This window comes from Bacillus crepusculi, from assembly GCF_014764715.1.
Taxonomy (GTDB): Bacteria; Bacillota; Bacilli; order Bacillales; family Bacillaceae; genus Bacillus.
In genome coordinates this window covers 1-18,884 of sequence record NZ_JACXXE010000001.1, presented here as the reverse complement: position 1 = coordinate 18,884, position 18,884 = coordinate 1, and the positions used below count along the sequence as shown (strand labels likewise).

Genomic DNA, 18,884 nt, shown 5'->3' with positions numbered 1-18,884 from the left:
TATGCGCAAAGAGGCCTAGAAAAACCGTACACGTCACGTTAGCCGTGTGCTCGGTGTTTCAGTTATTGCCCTCTTTGCAAACTCTCTGGAATGCATTTAAAAAGGTTATTTTTCATATATAGCGACAAGGTCGTTTTGGTCGACTTCATTGAGCTGAACCATGACTGTTTCTGCTTTTGATGTCGGGATGTTTTTCCCGATATAATCCGCTCGAATCGGCAGCTCCCGGTGTCCCCGGTCAACTAGAACAGCCAGCTGAATGGAAGATGGTCTTCCTACATCCACAAGCGCATCCATAGCCGCTCTGACGGTTCTGCCGGTAAACAGGACATCGTCAACAACGATCAGTGTTTTATCATTAATGTCAGCTGGAATGTCTGCACCCTTTACAAGCGGGTCTTGGTTAGCTGTCTTTTTTGTGAGGTCATCACGGTATAGCGTAATATCAAGTTCACCCACAGTGACTGGATTTCCTTCAATTTGCTCGATGCGCTCTGCAAGGCGCTTTGCAAGATGAATGCCTCTCGTCTTGATCCCGGCAAGGATGACATCCTTCATCCCTTTGTTGCGCTCAATCATTTCATGTGCAATTCGGGTAAGCGCTCGTCTGATCGCTTGTTCATCAAGAATGACTGCTTTTTGTTCCATCTTCTACACCTCTTTTTGACAAATAAAAAGCCCCTTCTGCAAAGGGCAGAGAGGGGCGTTCATTTGTGCATACACGTGCACAAATTGATCCGTTATCCTTCTCAGCCTCTCTGGACTGTTTTAAAGAATCTCAATTTCTTTGTTTATTATTTCAAAAAAAGAACGGCCTGTCAATCGTTATTTCTTAATGAATCGATAAAAGCTTGCATATCAGCTGGAATTGGTGCTGTAAACTCAATGTATTCTCCTGTTCTAGGATGATCAAACCCTAAAACACCTGCATGCAGGAGCTGTCCATTGAAATCGACTGTTTTTCTCGGGCCATATTTCGGGTCTCCTGCAAGAGGATAGCCAATATATTTCATATGAACACGAATTTGATGTGTTCTTCCTGTTTCAAGACGGCATTCAACAACAGTGAAGTCCTGAAAGCGTTCAAGCACGTCAAAATGAGTGACCGCCTGCTTTGCGTTTTCTTTTGTGACCGTCATGCTTTGGCGGTCTTTTTTGTCTCTGCCAATCGGTGCATCAATTGTGCCTGTATCATGCTGAATAATGCCATGGACAACGGCAGTATATTTTCTTGTGACGGTCTTGGCCACTAGCTGATTGACGAGTGATTCGTGCGCCATATCGTTTTTCGCGACCATTAACAGTCCAGACGTATCTTTATCAATTCGGTGGACAATTCCAGGTCTCATCACACCATTAATACCTGATAAGTCATTGCAATGTGCCATCAGTCCATTTACAAGCGTTCCTGACACATGACCTGGTGCTGGATGGACGACCATTCCTCGTGGTTTATTGACCACGAGCACATCTCCATCCTCATAATAAATATCAAGATCCATTGGTTCTGCTTCTACATCTAGTTCTTCTGGATCTGGAATCTCCACTTTAATTTGGTCTCCAGCTTGGACTTTGTAATTCGCTTTCACTTGTTTCTCATTTACGACGATGAGCCCATCCTTTACCCACTGCTGGACTTGAGTTCTTGACCATTCTGGTTCTGATGTGCTTAAAAATTTATCAAGCCGTTCACCTGTTTGTTCTTCTGTAACGGCAATGTTTACTTGATTCATGTAGTTGACTCCTTATTTTTCTTTCCATCTAAAAGCATTTGAATGAAGAGCAGAATAACCCCTACACATAAAGAAGAATCTGCAATATTAAAAATTGGATAATGATAATCCCCAAATACGAAATGAGCAAAATCAACCACTTCCTGACGGAAAATGCGGTCGATAAAGTTTCCAATCGCTCCGCCAAGCATTAAGGCCAGCGCTACTCCAAGCAGCTTGTCCTTTTTTCCATGCTTTTGCAAGTAATACACAATTCCCGCAATAACAACGAGTGTGATCACATAGAAAAACCACATTTGTCCTTGGAGAATCCCCCATGCAGCTCCTGAATTTCGGTGAGACGTGATATAAAAGAATCCATCAATCACTGGAATCGAATCTCCGAGCATCATATTTTTAACAATGAGCCATTTTGTTAATTGATCTAAACAAATCATAACGAATGCGATTATGTAATAGAACACACACGTTCCTCCATCTTCATACTTTGATCTTTATGCATTTTATCAAGAAAACAGGTAGGAGTAAAGAAACTTTAGTTGACAGACAAAAACCTCCCTACATGTGGAAGGCTTCAAAATGAGAATCGTTTGAATCTTGAGGATAAGGAGTGAATGCTTTTTTCTCGTATTGCTTATGATATAAAAAGTCGTCAGCCGTGCGGGCTGTAGGAAGAATACTCATTTGTTCAAGCGGCATCACAAGGCCTGTCGCCTCACAGATGCCATACGTTCCTTGCTCAATTTTTGCAATAGCGAGCGACACATCTTGCAGCTCTTCTTTGATGTGATAAAGAAGGGTTGTCGTTTTGATCTCATTCAATGTGACATGTTCATCTGGTGAACGAAATGATGTATATTCAAACAGTTTAGATTGCAGTTCTTCTTTCATTTGAAGGAGTTCCATGTAAATCGTCTCTAGATCGCCATTCATGTCGCTATTTCAACTCCTGCCCTGTCGTGATAATCATATTGTTGCCCCGCCTGCTCACTTTAAAGCCATAAGATTTTTCCTTTCGTTCTAAACGCTGTCATTTTCGCACAATAGAAAACGCCCCGCATATGGCGGAGCGCTATCTGGTGATGTCGCACTGTTAATTTTGGTAATATTTCTCCACGATTTCAGCATTTTTAAGCGACAATGTTGGGTATTTCGGATTTGCACCAACATCTTTTGAAATAATACGAGAACGTTCGCACAGTTCTCCTTCTGCTTTTTGAACCACAATACATCCTGATGTGTATTCAGACGCTGATGCATCTGCATTCTGCTTATCTTCTACCGTTAATTCAGAGATGATAAAGAGCTGCTTCACATCTTCTTTAATGGATGCAAGAAGGTCCTTCACTTCATCTGTCGCATAAAGTGTCACACTTGCTTCAAGTGAACGTCCGATGACTTTTTCATTACGTGCAATTTCTAGTGCTTTAAGAACATCGTCACGCACTTCCATAAAGCGGTCAAACTTCGCTTCTGTCGCTTCTGCTTGAGGAACTGCCACACCTTCTGGCATATCTGTTAACTGAACACTTGGCTCTTCAACAAAGCTTAAGTGGCTCCATAGTTCATCTGCTGTATGCGGAAGAATTGGTGCAGTCAGCTTCACTAACGCCATTAATGTTTCGTAGAAAACAGTTTGCATGCTGCGGCGGTCCGGATGGTCTGCATGCTCAATGTACACAACATCTTTTGCAAAATCGAGATAGAAAGAGCTTAGCTCAATCGTACAGAAATTGTGAATCGCATGATACACAACCGCAAATTCGTAATCATCATATGCTTTTTTCACTTTATCAATTAATTTGTTTAATTTGATCAAGATATATTGATCCACTTCGCGAAGTTCTTCTACCGGTACTGCATTGACTGCTGGATCAAAGTCAAACAAGTTACCATGCAGGAAACGGAAGGTATTACGGATTTTACGATACACTTCTGCTACTTGCTTTAAAATATCATCAGACACTGGGTGATCAGCTTGATAGTTCACAGAAGATACCCAAAGTCTAAGAATCTCCGCACCAAGCTGCTTCGCTACTTTTGTTGGGTCAATTGTATTGCCTAATGATTTACTCATCTTGCGTCCTTCTTTATCAAGCGTGAAGCCGTGGCTGAGAACACCTTTATATGGCGCTTTTCCAGTAACAGCAACTGCTGTAGATAAAGATGAGTTAAACCAGCCGCGATATTGATCAGAACCTTCAAGGTAAAGGTCTGCTGGACGAACAAGGTCATCTCGTTCTTCTAATACCGCTTGGTGAGAAGAACCAGAATCAAACCATACATCCATGATATCCTGCTCTTTTGTAAATTCGCCATTCGGGCTGCCTGGATGTGTAAAGCCTTCTGGCAATAGCTCTTTCGCTTCTTTTTCAAACCAAATATTCGAGCCATGCTCTCTAAATAATTGAGAGACGTGCTGAATCGTTTCATCCGTGATGATCGGCTCACCATTTTCCGCATAAAAGACCGGAATTGGAACGCCCCATACACGCTGTCTTGAAATGCACCAGTCACCTCTGTCACGCACCATATTGAATAGGCGTGTTTCGCCCCATGCTGGAACCCATTTCGTTTCTTTAATATTATCTAATAGCGCTTCTCTGAAATCCTTAATCGATGCAAACCACTGAGCTGTCGCACGATAAATCGTTGGCTTTTTCGTTCTCCAGTCATGCGGATAGGAGTGCGTGATAAAGTCGAGTTTTTTCAATGCGCCTTTTGCTTCAAGCTGTTCTGTAATGGCTTTATTGGCATCCTCGTAGAATAATCCTTCAAAACCAGGTGCTTCTTCTGTCATCACACCTTTTTCATCTACTGGACATAGCACATCAAGACCGTATTTCATACTCACGATAAAGTCATCTTCCCCGTGACCTGGCGCTGTGTGAACACAGCCTGTTCCTGCATCTGTTGTGACGTGATCGCCAAGCATCACAAGAGAATCTCTATCGTAAATTGGATGCGCTGCAACGACCTTATCTAATTCTTTGCCTTTTAATGTTTTCACAACTTCGTACTCTTCAAAGCCAAGTGTTTTTGCCACTTGTTCAACGAGCTCAGATGCGATGACATATCGGTCAGCACCCACTTGAAGCACACTGTACTCTAGGTTTGGATGAACACAAATGCCAAGGTTTGCAGGAAGTGTCCACGGTGTTGTTGTCCAGATGATGAATTGTTCGCCGTTTTCAAGTACGCCTTTGCCATCTTTCACTTTAAATGATACATAAATGGACGGTGAGCGTTTGTCTTTATATTCAATTTCAGCTTCAGCAAGGGCTGATTCACTTGAAGGAGACCAGTTAACCGGCTTCAGTCCTTTGTAGATGTAGCCTCTTTTCGCCATTTCACCAAAGACAAGAATTTGCTGCGCTTCGTATTCAGGCTTTAATGTCACATATGGATTGTCCCAGTCCGCTCTTACGCCCAAACGTTTAAACTGATTGCGCTGACCTTCAATTTGTTTCCAAGCATACTCTTCGCATAGTTTGCGGAATTCAGCTGTAGACATTTCTTTGCGTTTGACTTTTTTATTTTTCGTAAGAGCTGTTTCAATTGGTAAGCCGTGTGTATCCCAGCCCGGTACGTACGGTGCATGGTACCCATTCATTGATTTAAAACGGACAATAAAATCTTTTAGAATTTTATTAAGTGCGTGCCCCATATGAATGTCACCATTCGCATAAGGAGGTCCATCATGCAAAATAAAGGTCGGGCGTCCTTTTGTCCGCTCTAAAACCATTTGATAAATGTCTTTTTCTGCCCACTCCTCTTGGATTTCAGGCTCTTTGTTCGGCAAGTTCCCTCTCATCGGGAATTCTGTTTTCGGCATTAATAAGGTGTCTTTGTAGTTCATACCCATTCCTCCACATGCAAATTCTGATTAAAAAACAATAAAAAAAGCCCTCTCATCCCATAAGGGACGAGAAGGCTTGTCTCGCGGTACCACCCTTTTAGACAAGCGATATGAAACAGCCGCTTATCCACTCTAAAATCGTAACGTGATCAGACGCCTTTTCTTACTGGTCATTTCAGAAAAGGAACTAAAGGGGTGATCTCATGGCAGCGTCTCGTAATGTCAGGCTTCCACCATCCCTGATTCGCTTTATTACGCAATTGACAGCTGCGAGTGTCCCTTTCAAACGTTTATCTCTTGTTAATTTATGATGGTATTATATGCAACTTGTGCACGTCATGTCAAGATGATGCGCTTATTCTTTTTCGTCAAAGACAGCGTCCACTTCATATTCCAGTAAATGATCCCAATCGTCATTTTTTAGAAGATCAAGCTGAGCTTCGATGAGCATTTGGAAACGAGTTCTAAAGACCTTCGACTGTTTCTTCAGCTCTTCGATTTCCATCGCAATCTTTCTTGATTTTGATAGCGCCTCGTTAATAATACGGTCTGCATTTTTCTCTGCTTCACGAATAATCAATTTCGCTTCTTTATCAGAATGACGCTTTACGTCTTCTGCTGCCTCCTGCGCCACAAGAATCGACTTGTTTAATGTCTCTTCAATTGTCGCAAAGTGACCTAGTCTTTCGTCAAGCTCGTTTACTTTGTCTTCAAGCTCGTTCTTTTTACGAAGCACGATCTCGTAGTCTTTACGTACTTGACTTAAAAACTCGTTTACTTCATCTTCATCATAGCCGCGAAAGCTTTTTGTGAACGTTTTATTGTGAATATCATTAGGTGTTAATGGCAACCTTGCCACCTCCAGATTCAAATTCGTTATGTCAGAAGCTCAAATGTTACTTTGAATTTATCTTTTTTCGTCTTCCCATCAATCGTTTTTAAGCTAAAGCGGCCAAATCCCCTCACAGAGAGCTGATCGCCTTCTCCGATTGTGAAGGAAGGATCTTCAATGACTTTCCAGTTTACTTTGACAAGTCCATTTTTAACTAAAAGCTGTGCTTTTTGCCGAGACTGACGGCTAACAGCAGCACATACAGCATCAAGCCGCAAAGAGGAAATGGTATCTTCTTTGATGTCCGTCTTACGAATGACTGGCTTTATATCTGCCTGTGTGATCTCCTCTAATGAAACGGCTGCTCTGCCGACATGTGTCAGCTGCGCGCGCACAAAATCGGCGACATCACTTGTACAAATAAACTGCACATCTTCCTCTGAAAATAACAGATCTCCGAATTTTTGACGCTTCAAGCCTGTCCCAATCAGTGAGCCAAGAAGCTTCGGGTGTTCAATGGAAATAAACTTTTTCGCATAGTTCACCTGAAAATAAGACAGTTCAACATCCTGAATAGACGGTTCTAAATAATCAGGATAGATCAGGGCTCTTTTGCGCTCTGCTCCCTCATACCCGCCAAAAAGCTTCATCCCAAGTTCATCAGAATGCTGGATGACGGACTCGGTAATAAATTGCTCACGCGGGTCAAGAAAGTCTGTTAATTTCATTCGATACTGGTCGAGTGCGATTTTTTTCCAGCCTAACACTTGGTCGACAAATGGCTGTTCATCTTTTCTAAAATGTTGATAAATATCGCTCATTTTGTTCCCCTTTTATGTAAAAGAGCCTGGCAGCGCCAAGCCCGGCAGCCTGTTTACATGATTCCTGCAATCATATTATAAAGACCAGTTAGTCCATACGATGATGCAAAACGAATCACAAGCAATGCCACAATCGGCGAGATGTCAATCATGCCAATTGGCGGAATCATTTTACGAAATGGTTCTAAATATGGTTCGCAAATGTTTGTCAAAAAACGGCCAATCGCTGTTTCTCTCGCAGAAGGCACCCATGACATAAAGATGTAAATAATAATCGCGAATGAGTAAATCGTTAATACAGTCTGTAAAAGCTTAAAAATGTAATATAGAATCACTATGATTTACCACCTCTGAGGTTCTTCCTCTGTCAAAAGCTCTGATATTGTGCCAGATACATCTACATTATCAGGAGTGCAGAGGAATATATTCGAGCCAATACGCTGAATGTCTCCACCGATTGCATAAACCGTTCCGCTTAAGAAGTCGATGATTCGCTTTGCTTGGTCGTGCTGAATGCGCTGCAAATTCACGACGACTGCACGTCTGTTTTTAATATGGTCTGCAATCTCTTGCGCCTCTGCATAAACACGCGGCTCACTTAACACCACTTTAGAGGATTTCTGCACGCTTTGCAAGCTGACAACATTTTGTTTTCCTGTCTGCGGGCGCTCTTGAAATGCCGCTTTGTCCTTCGTTCCCTTTTCTTCTTGAACTGGTTCTCTTTCTTCATCAATATATTCGTACTCATACTCTTCATCATCGAGTGTGAAGAAGCTTTTAAACTTATTTTTTATGCTCATGTCACGCACCTCCTGTTTCATTTCCAACAAGTGAAGAGCCAATCCGAACGAATGTCGCACCTTCTTCAATTGCGATTTCAAAATCATTTGACATGCCCATCGATAAATGCTGACAAGGTGCATTTACTTGGTTAAGAAGTTTTACCTCTTCTTGAAGGTTTTTTAATGTTTTAAAACAGTTGCGAATCACAGTGTGATCATCTGTAAATGGAGCCATCGTCATCAGCCCAGCCACTTCAATGTGTTTGAAATCTGCCAGCTGTTTCACAAATGGAATCACGTCTTCGCTTTGTAAGCCGTGTTTTGACTCCTCAAGAGATGTGTTCACCTGTACAAAACAGCGAACCGTGTGATCCGCTCTTTTTTCAATTTCATTCGCAAGGGACATTCTGTCAAGCGAATGTAAATAGTCGATTGTCTGAATGACAGATTTCACTTTTCGCGTCTGTAAACTGCCGATGAAGTGCCAGCTAATGTTTTCATCGGTTATGGCCGCCTGTTTTTCAAGTAACCCTTGGTCACGATTTTCACCAAAGTGTACAATCCCTGCTTCCTTGGCTTCTAGTGCTCGTTCAATCGAGACATATTTTGTCACAGCGACGACTGATACATCAGCTGGATGTCTACCTGCTCTTTTACATGCTTCGTTTATTTGTTCATTTATTTGTCTGAGATTCTCTCGTACATTCAATTGCACTTATGCCTCCTTAAACCCGACAAAAGACATCATACGTCCTGTTTTCCCTTGATCACGCCGGTGTGAGAAGAAAAGCTGATCGCTGCAGCTTGTGCACATCGAACTGACATGTATGTTTTCTTCTTTTATTCCTGCATGAAGCAATACGTTTTTGTTTAATGTTTTCAAATCAATTTTATATTGTCCTTGTGAAATCTCGGAATACACATCCTTTGTTGAAAAAGGAAGCTGTTTCACTTGATCTATGACAACATCATCTACTATGTAGCAGCAGCTGCCAATAGATGGTCCAATAATGACTTGTATTTGATTGGCCTCGGCACCTTCTTGGCTAACCCATACATCCACCATTTTTGCGCCAATTTGCTTGACGGTTCCTTTCCAGCCGGCATGAGCCGTTCCAATGAGTCCATGTTGCGGAGCTAGAAAATAAAGCGGAACACAATCAGCGAAACAAAGAGCGAGCATCATGTTCGGTTCAGACGTATATAAGCCATCTGTTCCAGGCAGTGCCTCATGATAATGAAGACTTCCTCTTCCTCTTTGCTTCTTGGTGACTTTCATGATGCGGTCCTCGTGTGTTTGGTCAGCAAACACCCAATTAGAGAGCGGCACAGCAGTAGCATCTGCTATAACTTGACGATTCAATTGGACACTAGAAGCATCATCTCCTACATGGAGTCCAGTGTTCATTGATTGATATGGAGAAAGACTGAAGCCGCCATTTTTTGTTGTAAACCCGGCCAAGACCTCTTTACCAGAACATGTCATGTTCGTCCAATCATGAATAGTCAATGCATAAGGTGATTCCTGCTGAAAGGGGTCATATTTGTAAGTCAAAGCTGCCTCCCACCTTTCATTCATCTCTCTTTATATCGCTCCTATTTTACCACAAGACATGCATAGACAGTTAGTGGGATTCATTAAATATTACACTCAAATGTGCCCTTTCTACAGGTTTTTTTTCAAATTGATATGAAAACGTAATCTTTTTACCCGAAAAAGACATTGTTTGCTGAGAATGGAGAGCTTATTTTAAGGAAATTGAGATATTTATATGAGGAGTGAGTCGAATTAAGAAGACAACCGGACAAGGATCACATCTTCGCCAATTTTTACTATATTTCGCCACGGCACGATCATTTCCTCTTCTTTTCCGAAAAATCCCATCATTTTACCTGTGCCGCCAATGATAATCGCCTGTATTTTACCGCTCGTGACATTGATATCGATGTCCCCAATGGTGCCTAGTTTTTTTCCGCTGGACACATCGACGACATCTTTGATTTGGAATTCAGAAATACTGATCATCTTTCCTTCCCCGCCTTTCGTTTTCTACTATAATATGTATGATGGAAAAGCAGGGACGCAGACCAATAGTTTCTTTTATCTACACTTTACTTAAATGCGGACGGCCATTTCTCCACATCACATCAACCGGACATTCAAAGAATGAAGATAGCATGCCGCTTGTCATCATCTGATTTGTCTCTCCTTGATGAAATACTGCCCCATCTTTTAATAATAGGGTGTGCTGAAAAACTGGCAGAATCTCTTCTGCATGATGGGTCGTATAAAGCAAAGTGGGCGCATCAGGCTTTGATGCAATGAGTGAGATCGTCTCAAGCACTTGTTCTCTTGCTAAAAAATCAAGACCTGTCACAGGTTCATCTAAAATCAAGAGCTTCGGATCATTCATTAAAGCCCTTGCGATCAGTACTTTCTGCTTCTCTCCTTGTGAGAGCGTTTCATATGTACGATTGGCATATTGAAATGATCCGAATGCTTTTAACAGATCAATCGCCTTCTCTCTCATCTCATCTGTCGGTGTTTCATAAAGTCCGATAGAAGCAAATGCTCCGCTTAGAACAATTTCAAATGCATTGTCTTCTCTGTGCAGTTTTTTTTCAAGTCCAGCCGAGATGAGACCAATTTTCTTCCGTAGCTTTTCACCAAGAGCCTCCTTGCCAAACACATGTCCTAGCACCGTCATCTCACCTGACGTTGGAAAATAATATGAGCAGAGCATATTTAATAAAGCGGTTTTCCCCGCACCATTTAATCCGTAAAGCACCCAGTGCTCCCCTTTGTTCACCTGCCAGTCAACAGAGTGAAGCAGCCATTTCCCATTTCGTTTTAATGAAACATTCTTCAATTCAAGTGACACCATCATTTCCCCCTGAGTAAAAATTCTGAATATACAAATAATGAATGTTTACAGCATATCGCAAATGCTCCTTTCGGTAAACCTCACATAAAAAAGCCGCTCCATTTAGGAACAGCTTTTCTTTCACGTTACGAAATTTCAATTCGTACGCCTTCTTTTATATCAGGAAACGTGTGCGGGGATGCAAAGACAGCTCCTGGTAATACATCATCAAACGGCTCTTGGAAGTAGATCGAAATATGACCGAGCTCTTTAAAGTTGTCATTTGCTTTGTTGCCAAGTGCAGTGATGGTGTACGTTTGGTCTCCCACTTGAATGGTTCCGCCCAGCTTCAGCGGCTCTTCTTCTACATGTTCGAACTCGTGAATGACAGACATATCTCTTAATTCCTGCGGCGCTGCGGGTCCAAATAAAACAATCAGCTTATCTTCTTTAAATTGCGGGACTAAAATCCCGATTTCTTTTACGACAGATTGTGTGACCATGTATCTCGATTCCTCCTTTAATACGTTTAATACATACCGAAGCTGGCCACGTATGCGATCACAACAGATAGAACCCCTGTAATGAGACGGCTATACAAAACAGCTGGTACCCCATATTGTACCGTTTCCGGCTTCGCTTCACCAAGTGATAGCCCAACTGGGATGAAGTCACACCCTACTTGACCGTTAATGGCAAATAGTGCAGGAAGTGCAAATTGAGGCGGAATGTTACCCAGTGCAATTTGACTACCAATCAAAACACCGATGACTTGCGCAATGACTGCACCAGGTCCTAAGACAGGCGATAAGAATGGCAGTGTACAGACCACAACGAGCAGTAAGAGCCCCCATAGAGATCCTGCGAGTGGTGATAGAAAATGGGCAATCAGGTCACCAATTTTTGTATAATTGATAATTCCAATTAGCATACTGACAAATGCCATGAATGGAATAATGTTTTTCAAAAGCATATCAACCGAATCACGGCCAGCCTGGTAGAACGTGCCGGTTACTTTCCCGATTCCTCTTGAGAATCTCATGAGGAAATTGCCTTTTTCCTGACGCTCGATATTTTCTTCTTTTAGCTTTGAATACGTTTCTTTGAAATTCTCTTTATCGATCGATTCACTATTTGCTTGACCTTCCGCTTTCGCCTCACCATCTGATGCTTCCGCAAAGGAAATATCTTTTTCTGTTACGCCTGATACGAAGATATCCTCTGTAATATGTTTTGCAAGCGGTCCAGAAGGAGAGGATGCCAAAACGTCTACAGTTGGAATGCGCTTCATTGGATAAAGTCCGATTCGCGCGGTTCCTCCGCAGTCAATAACAACACACATCATTTCATCTTCTGGTATGGAGTTTTTAAAGCCATCACATGCTTCTGTCCCTGTCATTTCTGCAATTTTACGTGCAACGGGGTGAATGCCTCCCCCTGTTATGGAAACAACCTTTCTTCTTTTACCGGTCGGTTCAAGCTCCAAACCTTTTCCCCATCCGCCAGCACCTTTTGCTACAAATACTTTGTGGTTTGTCATGTCTAACCCTCCCCTATTGTGAATTCGCTTTCATTTTTCCTGCTAAATATTTTGTGATCCATTCAGTAATGATTCCGCGAAGTAAAATGACGACAATCCCGACTAAGAAGTAACGAACAGCAAGCTCTGACATTGAATATCCAGCTTCTTTAATCCCGTTCGCAATTCCTAAATAGACAAACAGTTCTCCTGCGTTGGCGTATGGGAACAGTGAAGTCACCGGATGAACAAATGAAACAGCTGAATCATAGAATGCTGGTTTTTGTTTTTCAGGTAAGAAGCGGCCAAACGTATAAGCCATTGGGTTTGTCAAAATAAGAACGGATAAGATCGGCATTAACGTATAGCGCAAAATGGTATATTTCGCTGCAAATTGGATCGCTCTATTCACTCGCTCTTCTCCGATAAACTTCATGACAGCATAAGTGAAAGTAAGTAACACAACAAGCGTTGGAACGATACCTGTAACAAGACCCATGAATTGCTTTCCGCCGGCTTCAAACATTCCGATAAAGTGCTCCCCAAACCATTGAATCCATTCCATGTTTCATCTCCCCTTTCTTTAGTTCACATTTGTTATATTTTTTTTCGAAATTGAGACAAGTGCCTGTTCAGCTGCCATGGAGAGTGCTTGCATGACAGCTGGTCCTTTTTTGCGTTTTTTCAATGTTTGTTTCATCATGTGGTGCTCGTCTAGCACAGCACCTACATGCTTGCCTTCATATGAAGGAACTTCCTTAAATTTAGATAAGATCGAAACCCCGCCAAGCACATGACATTTTTGAATGATATAGGATTCATCGACAATGATGAGCGCAATGGCCCCTGGACCAACTTTGCGTCGCTCCATTCCTGAAAACAAGTGATAGCCCTGTTTCCCTCTATAGTCATCAATAAGTGAGTCCATGCTCTTGCGGTAGTACTTGATTTGAATAAAGGATAAACCATACTGCACAATGAGAATGATGCAAAGTACGATTGCTAATTTCTCCATAGCCTCACGTCCTTATGATTGAAATAGATGATCTTGTAATGAACGCAGCTTCCAAACCGTTGTGTTTGAATCAAGTTCTACATCATCATGCGTCAGGAATTGTCCTAATTTGATGTCTTTTTTCGCTACCACTTTTCCGCTGATTAAGCCAATTGGAATGTGACCGTTCGCTTTCATGTCTTGATGCGTTTCAAGTACACCTCTTACGGAGTATCCACCAATTCCGTCAAGTGTTTCTCCTGCTTTAATCTCTCTCTTGGCAACAGCTACTGTTTCTGACACTGGTACACCAATTGGGTGGATAGATGAATCATGCTGTAAGACTGCTTTTGCAATGGTGACTGGTGTTTCAAGACTGGCTAAGTGGAAAGGACGATAAAGCGTGTAGTGTGGACCTTTTCCAACTTTTAAGTAGCGAAGCTCTTCATCTACTGGCTCTAGCTCACTCTTGACGATGACAAATACGCCTGGTGCAAGTCCATTTACATATTCAACGACTCCAAAGTTATCGAGCACGCCACCTTGTTGTTTTTGATTCAATTTATCTGCTACATTCTCTAAATTCGCTTCCACTCCGTGCATGCCCACTTTATCTGGCAAAAGCCCTGTTGCATTACTCAATAAGTTCATTTCTGCCATTGTTTTTGTTCCATCCTGGAACGCAGCCAGCATATGAGCACTCATATGTTTACTATCTGCTTCTGCTTTACACGTATCTGGATTTGCTTCTGGGAAAAATGGATTGTTTTTACCTTTTCCAGCAACTAGCACTTCTAGCCCCATTGTTTTCGCAAATTCATATAATTCCAGCGTCGCCGCAGGTTCGTCTCCAGCTGATCCAGAGTAAACAAGTCCTGCGTTTGTGAATAACTTATGCATCACCAGACCGATGGTAATATCAACTTCTACATTTAGAAGGACAAGATGTTTTTTTGAATTAAGCGCTTCCAAAGAAATGTTTGCTCCGACCTCTGGAACGCCTGTTGCATCTACCACAACTTCCACGAAATCTGATTGAATCACTTCTCTATAATCATTTGTGACAACCATTTGATGAGGCTTCGCATGCTGCTTGTAAAAATTCGCTGCCTTCTCTGCTGCACTAAGGTGAATATCACAAACACCCGCTACAATCATGCCTGGAATTTTAGAAATTTGTGAAATGAGTCCAAAGCCCATTTGGCCTGCTCCAATAATCCCAACTTTGATCGGATCTCCACTTCGTTCTCGAGCTAACAACTGTTGATAGATTGACATCTAAATCATCCTTTCAGGTTTTCTTGCTTCTCAATAGATTGCTAGAAAAATAATCTGAAACTTTTAACAAATGTTATAAAAATTAACAAAAATCTGTTTCTTGTAACATTTGTTATTTTATTTATCATTTGTTATGAACTTAGTTTATATGATGTGTCAACTTTGTGTCAAGCTAAAATCAATAAAATTTTCAATCTTTTTGAGTCTAAAGACTCAAAAAAACTACCTAATCATATTAGGTAGTTACTTTAATAAGGCATCTCCTGTTCGTTCATCCGTAATTAATACATGAATTAATCCACCTTCTAATGCCGCCCGGATTGCTTCAATCTTTTCTTCTCCTCCAGCGACACCAATGACAAGAGGGATTTCTTTCAGCTTTTGCGGGCTTATGCCCATTACCCGGTCGTTCCATGGATGAGGATACACTTCTCCTTTATGATCAATAAAGTTATAGCAAATGTCACCTGCAACATCCTTCGCTTGAAGGATATCCTCCTCGCCGCTTGTCATATAAGATTTCACCATCGTTGAATGCTGCGGAACCCCGCCAATCCCTACGACCGCAATATTTGATGATTCTCCGAGTTCAATCACTTTTTTGATCGAAGGCTGTCTAATCAGCACTTCCTTCGCTTCTTTCGTATCAAGCATGACAGGGACATGTAAAAACTCACATTTAGATTTGAGTGCCTCTGTACATCTCGCAATAATGTAGTTGGCGTGGATATCGACATCTTCATTTCCCACACCTCCGACAAGCGGAACAAATGTCACAGATGGATAGTGCTGAACAGACGTAAGCGCTTTCGCCATTTCATGCAAGGTTGTCCCTGAGGAAAAGCCGATGACTTGTCCATCCTTCATGACTTTTAATAAAAAGCTCGCAGCCGCAGCGCCGATTCGGCTTTTTGTTGTTTCTTGACTGAGAGATTCAACACATACAACTTCTCGCAGCCCGTATTTTCGCTCTATTTTTCTTTCTAACGACCCGTATTGTTGATTGACTTCATCATGAATAATGATTTCCACGATTCCTGCTTCACGTGCTTTTGCCAAATACTTCGATATGAGCGAGCGGCTCACCCCAACAGCTTCTGCAATTTTGGATTGGGTGGCGCCTTCTTCATAATACATATGCGCAACCTTAATGAGCAGCCTTCTTTCATCATGGAATGTCATAATAACCCTTCTTTCCGCTTATGTGTTCCCTAACAAATGATATGTGAAATAACATTTGTTAAAAACAGATTAAATGAAAAGAATACCTGAGTCAATACTAGAGGCGTGTTCTCTAAGAAGAATGAATAAAGCCGCCCAACAAGCGGCGGCTTTAAAAAATGTTCTTATTCATTTGTTTGATGGCTGCTTTTTCAAGCCTTGAGACTTGTGCTTGAGAAATTCCGATTTCTTCAGCGACTTCCATTTGCGTTTTGCCTTGGAAGAAGCGTTTGCGAAGAATCATTTTTTCTCGATCATTCAATCTGCGCATTCCCTCTTTTAAGGCCAATTCTTCCACCCATTGTGTGTCTTTGTTCCGTTCATCACTAATTTGATCCATCACATAAATCGGATCTCCTCCGTCATTATAGATCGGTTCAAATAAAGAAACAGGATCTTGAATCGCATCTAGGGCAAAGACAATTTCCTCATGAGGAACTTCCAGCACTTTGGCAATGTCTTCTGCCGTTGGTTCCTTGCTTGTCTCACTAATCAGCCTCTCACGAACCTGAAGTGCCTTGTAGGCAATATCTCTTAGTGAACGAGACACCCGAATGGGGTTGTTATCACGCAAGTATCGACGGATTTCCCCTATAATCATAGGGACCGCATAAGTTGAAAATCTGACATTGTGGCTTAAATCAAAATTATCAATTGATTTCATTAATCCGATACAGCCTACTTGGAAGAGATCATCCACATACTCGCCTCTGTTGTTAAAACGCTGAATCACACTTAAAACCAACCGCAAATTGCCATTGACTAGCTTTTCTCTTGCTGTATCGTCACCCTCATCTTGCAGCTGTCTGAACAATTTTCTCATCTCTTCGTTTTTCAGAACAGGCAGTTTGGAGGTGTCGACTCCGCAGATTTCCACTTTATTTCTGGACACTTTTTTCCCTCCCTACAGGAGCTGTTGTACAAAGTTCAGTATCTCCTTGGGATGGAAAAATATGCACAAGCGATGACGATAAAACTGTGAAAAAATGGTGATTCCTTTGACAGCGTAGGGATAGAGCTTACAAAAAATTTTTTTAGACCATTTTGTTAAATTCTTTTTGTAATCGTTTAATAATTCTTTTTTCCAGCCTTGAAATATATGACTGGGAAATCCCAAGCATATCAGCGACATCTTTCTGCGTTTTTTCCTCTCCACCGACTAAGCCAAATCTAAGTTCCATGATCTGTTTTTCTCGATCATTTAATTGCTCAAGCGCTTTTTTCAGCAATTTTTTATCTACATTTGCTTCAATATCACGCGTGATTATATCATCATCTGTTCCAAGTACGTCTGATAAAAGCAGTTCATTTCCGTCCCAATCAATGTTGAGCGGCTCGTCAAACGATACTTCTGAACGGATTTTGTTATTTCGGCGCAGATACATCAAAATCTCATTTTCAATACATCTCGAAGCATATGTCGCAAGCTTGATCTTTTTTTCTGGATTAAATGTATTGACTGCCTTGATCAATCCAATGGTTCCGATACTAATTAAATCCTCGATATTAATGCCTGTGTTTTCAAATTTCCTTGCAATATAGACCACTAATCGCAAGTTTCTTTCGATCAGGATGGCCCTTGCTGTTTGATCACCCTTTGGTAATTTGACAAGCAGTTCCTGTTCTTCATCCTTTGATAAAGGAGGAGGCAGCGCCTCACTTCCACCAATATAATAAATTTCATCACTCTTTAGACCTAGCTTCATGAGGAGTTTATACCAGTAGTAAGTGAGTTTAAATTTTAATTTTTTCATCTTCTTCTCCCTTCTAAATGTCAAGTTGACCTCGTAAGATAAAAGACATGACCAAAAAACTACGACACTCCTTGTATGATTTTCCCGTCTAACATCTCCGGATGAATGATGGATTGAAATTCCTGATCTGCTGATAAACCGCTCAGGCTCATGCCTACAAAACACTTAGCTGGCTGGATCATATGCGTTTTTGAATAAATGACGACCATATCTGGTTTTAAGCAAAGTAGAAACCCATGATCATGACCGACCGCACGATATGGAACAAGTCTTAAACGATCAAGAAGCGGAAACCGATCATCCAGCTTTTGCATCACTTCAACAGGGTGAAACTGTTTCATGAGCTCTATAAATGGCTCTCCGATAATGGACGTTAACTGATCGACCTGGACGATCATAACAGGTGTTTTCGTCATAGGGTCATAAAGCTGGTTCCCAGAATCAACGAGGCCATTTAAGCGGATGGTCTCCCCGTGAATGTGTATCTCCACAAGCACTTGTTCATCATGCTGTCTTTTTTTTGCACCAACCTCTCCTAATCTTTTCTTTGAAAACAGCCAAATAGCAGGAAAGCCAGTTAAAACGAAAAGCCAGCTAATGGGATCGCCAAAGCCATCATTTTGTGACATAAACAGACCCTCTTGAATGACTGTATTTGTTTGCAAAAACGAATGAACCCCGATCATGCCTCCCCCCATCAAAAATGTGACAAAGTAAAACGCAAACAGGTGTTGGAAAAAGGAACGGAATCTTTGAAACCCAAAGGTGGCAAGCACAATCAAGACAGAAAAAAGCAGTTTGCCTAAAGGGTGTGACACAACCATTGCAAATGGTGTAAAGAGCAAGAGAACAATGCTCGATCCAATGAGTGCTCCTAACATATATCGCCTTTTTTTTACTTGACGTTTGAGAATAAATGCCGTGAGTAAGAGAAGCAATAGATCAAAACAAAAGTTTAACAGCCAAATCACATCTAAATAAATGACCACCTTCTGCTCCTTTCATCTGAAACAAAGAATCAAAAGCAGTACTTGCACTTGTTTGTACCAGTATAAAACAGTCATAAGATGGAAGTCTGTCAATTCTTGTTGGGGATGCTAGAGAACTTTTGGTGGATTGTTATTGTTTTTGTCGAGGAATGAGAGTGCGGGACAAGAGAGCGTTATCTTGGACAAGCTTTCAAACGATTGTTCGATACAAAAAAGACACGCTCCAAGGAGTCGTGTC

At 41.5% G+C, this 18,884-nt stretch carries 22 protein-coding genes and 1 other annotated feature; all 22 genes read right to left on the bottom strand.

Annotated features, from left to right (window positions below; all coding sequences use genetic code 11):
• Window positions 1-105: 105 nt before the first annotated feature.
• The gene (pyrR, locus tag IEE86_RS00110; protein ID WP_191095392.1) at window positions 106-648 is read right to left on the bottom strand and encodes a bifunctional pyr operon transcriptional regulator/uracil phosphoribosyltransferase PyrR; all 543 of its coding nucleotides are present in this window, start codon (window positions 646-648) and stop codon (window positions 106-108) included.
• Between the two features lie 170 nt (window positions 649-818).
• Window positions 819-1,733: an RluA family pseudouridine synthase gene (locus IEE86_RS00105; RefSeq protein ID WP_191095391.1), complete on the bottom strand. Its 915-nt coding sequence runs from the start codon at window positions 1,731-1,733 to the stop codon at window positions 819-821.
• The gene (lspA, locus tag IEE86_RS00100) at window positions 1,730-2,197 is read right to left on the bottom strand and encodes a signal peptidase II (protein WP_191095390.1); all 468 of its coding nucleotides are present in this window, start codon (window positions 2,195-2,197) and stop codon (window positions 1,730-1,732) included. The genes IEE86_RS00105 and lspA overlap by 4 nt, the downstream gene beginning before the upstream one ends.
• 94 nt (window positions 2,198-2,291) lie before the next feature.
• Window positions 2,292-2,666 (bottom strand): TraR/DksA C4-type zinc finger protein, encoded by a 375-nt coding sequence (locus IEE86_RS00095; protein WP_191095389.1) that lies wholly within the window; start codon window positions 2,664-2,666, stop codon window positions 2,292-2,294.
• A gap of 160 nt (window positions 2,667-2,826) precedes the next feature.
• Complete coding sequence (gene ileS / locus IEE86_RS00090) at window positions 2,827-5,592, bottom strand: isoleucine--tRNA ligase (RefSeq protein ID WP_191095388.1); 2,766 nt, start codon at window positions 5,590-5,592, stop codon at window positions 2,827-2,829.
• 59 nt (window positions 5,593-5,651) lie between these two features.
• Window positions 5,652-5,888 (bottom strand) — a binding site (T-box leader).
• Between the two features lie 59 nt (window positions 5,889-5,947).
• Window positions 5,948-6,442, bottom strand: a complete 495-nt coding sequence (locus tag IEE86_RS00085; protein WP_008344947.1) for a DivIVA domain-containing protein — start codon at window positions 6,440-6,442, stop codon at window positions 5,948-5,950.
• Window positions 6,443-6,468: 26 nt separating this feature from the next.
• Complete coding sequence (locus tag IEE86_RS00080) at window positions 6,469-7,245, bottom strand: YlmH family RNA-binding protein (protein WP_191095387.1); 777 nt, start codon at window positions 7,243-7,245, stop codon at window positions 6,469-6,471.
• Between the two features lie 53 nt (window positions 7,246-7,298).
• Complete coding sequence (locus IEE86_RS00075; RefSeq protein WP_191095386.1) at window positions 7,299-7,580, bottom strand: YggT family protein; 282 nt, start codon at window positions 7,578-7,580, stop codon at window positions 7,299-7,301.
• Window positions 7,581-7,586: 6 nt separating this feature from the next.
• On the bottom strand, window positions 7,587-8,045 hold the full coding sequence (sepF, locus tag IEE86_RS00070; RefSeq protein ID WP_003212271.1) for a cell division protein SepF: 459 nt from the start codon (window positions 8,043-8,045) through the stop codon (window positions 7,587-7,589).
• A gap of 1 nt (window position 8,046) precedes the next feature.
• On the bottom strand, window positions 8,047-8,736 hold the full coding sequence (locus IEE86_RS00065; RefSeq protein WP_224740758.1) for a YggS family pyridoxal phosphate-dependent enzyme: 690 nt from the start codon (window positions 8,734-8,736) through the stop codon (window positions 8,047-8,049).
• Between the two features lie 6 nt (window positions 8,737-8,742).
• Window positions 8,743-9,606 (bottom strand): peptidoglycan editing factor PgeF, encoded by an 864-nt coding sequence (pgeF, locus tag IEE86_RS00060; protein WP_191095384.1) that lies wholly within the window; start codon window positions 9,604-9,606, stop codon window positions 8,743-8,745.
• A gap of 210 nt (window positions 9,607-9,816) precedes the next feature.
• Complete coding sequence (locus tag IEE86_RS00055; RefSeq protein ID WP_008344958.1) at window positions 9,817-10,053, bottom strand: YlmC/YmxH family sporulation protein; 237 nt, start codon at window positions 10,051-10,053, stop codon at window positions 9,817-9,819.
• Window positions 10,054-10,132: 79 nt separating this feature from the next.
• A complete protein-coding gene (locus IEE86_RS00050; protein WP_224740720.1) occupies window positions 10,133-10,912 on the bottom strand; it encodes an ABC transporter ATP-binding protein in 780 nt (259 codons plus the stop codon).
• Window positions 10,913-11,037: 125 nt separating this feature from the next.
• Window positions 11,038-11,394 (bottom strand): PTS glucitol/sorbitol transporter subunit IIA, encoded by a 357-nt coding sequence (locus IEE86_RS00045; RefSeq protein ID WP_191095382.1) that lies wholly within the window; start codon window positions 11,392-11,394, stop codon window positions 11,038-11,040.
• A gap of 26 nt (window positions 11,395-11,420) precedes the next feature.
• Window positions 11,421-12,431 carry a PTS glucitol/sorbitol transporter subunit IIB gene (srlE, locus tag IEE86_RS00040; RefSeq protein WP_191095381.1) on the bottom strand — a complete coding sequence of 337 codons (1,011 nt, stop codon included), beginning with the start codon at window positions 12,429-12,431 and terminating at the stop codon, window positions 11,421-11,423.
• A 13-nt stretch (window positions 12,432-12,444) separates the two neighbouring features.
• Window positions 12,445-12,975 carry a PTS glucitol/sorbitol transporter subunit IIC gene (gene srlA, locus IEE86_RS00035; RefSeq protein WP_003210918.1) on the bottom strand — a complete coding sequence of 177 codons (531 nt, stop codon included), beginning with the start codon at window positions 12,973-12,975 and terminating at the stop codon, window positions 12,445-12,447.
• A gap of 18 nt (window positions 12,976-12,993) precedes the next feature.
• On the bottom strand, window positions 12,994-13,425 hold the full coding sequence (locus IEE86_RS00030) for a transcriptional regulator GutM (protein WP_144483721.1): 432 nt from the start codon (window positions 13,423-13,425) through the stop codon (window positions 12,994-12,996).
• A gap of 12 nt (window positions 13,426-13,437) precedes the next feature.
• On the bottom strand, window positions 13,438-14,682 hold the full coding sequence (locus IEE86_RS00025) for an NAD(P)H-dependent oxidoreductase (RefSeq protein ID WP_191095380.1): 1,245 nt from the start codon (window positions 14,680-14,682) through the stop codon (window positions 13,438-13,440).
• A gap of 243 nt (window positions 14,683-14,925) precedes the next feature.
• A complete protein-coding gene (locus IEE86_RS00020) occupies window positions 14,926-15,864 on the bottom strand; it encodes a sugar-binding transcriptional regulator (protein WP_191095379.1) in 939 nt (312 codons plus the stop codon).
• 151 nt (window positions 15,865-16,015) lie between these two features.
• Window positions 16,016-16,795, bottom strand: a complete 780-nt coding sequence (gene sigG / locus IEE86_RS00015; RefSeq protein ID WP_034317964.1) for an RNA polymerase sporulation sigma factor SigG — start codon at window positions 16,793-16,795, stop codon at window positions 16,016-16,018.
• 142 nt (window positions 16,796-16,937) lie between these two features.
• On the bottom strand, window positions 16,938-17,657 hold the full coding sequence (sigE, locus tag IEE86_RS00010) for an RNA polymerase sporulation sigma factor SigE (protein WP_007499746.1): 720 nt from the start codon (window positions 17,655-17,657) through the stop codon (window positions 16,938-16,940).
• 59 nt (window positions 17,658-17,716) lie between these two features.
• Window positions 17,717-18,646: a sigma-E processing peptidase SpoIIGA gene (gene spoIIGA / locus IEE86_RS00005; RefSeq protein ID WP_191095378.1), complete on the bottom strand. Its 930-nt coding sequence runs from the start codon at window positions 18,644-18,646 to the stop codon at window positions 17,717-17,719.
• Window positions 18,647-18,884: the final 238 nt, after the last annotated feature.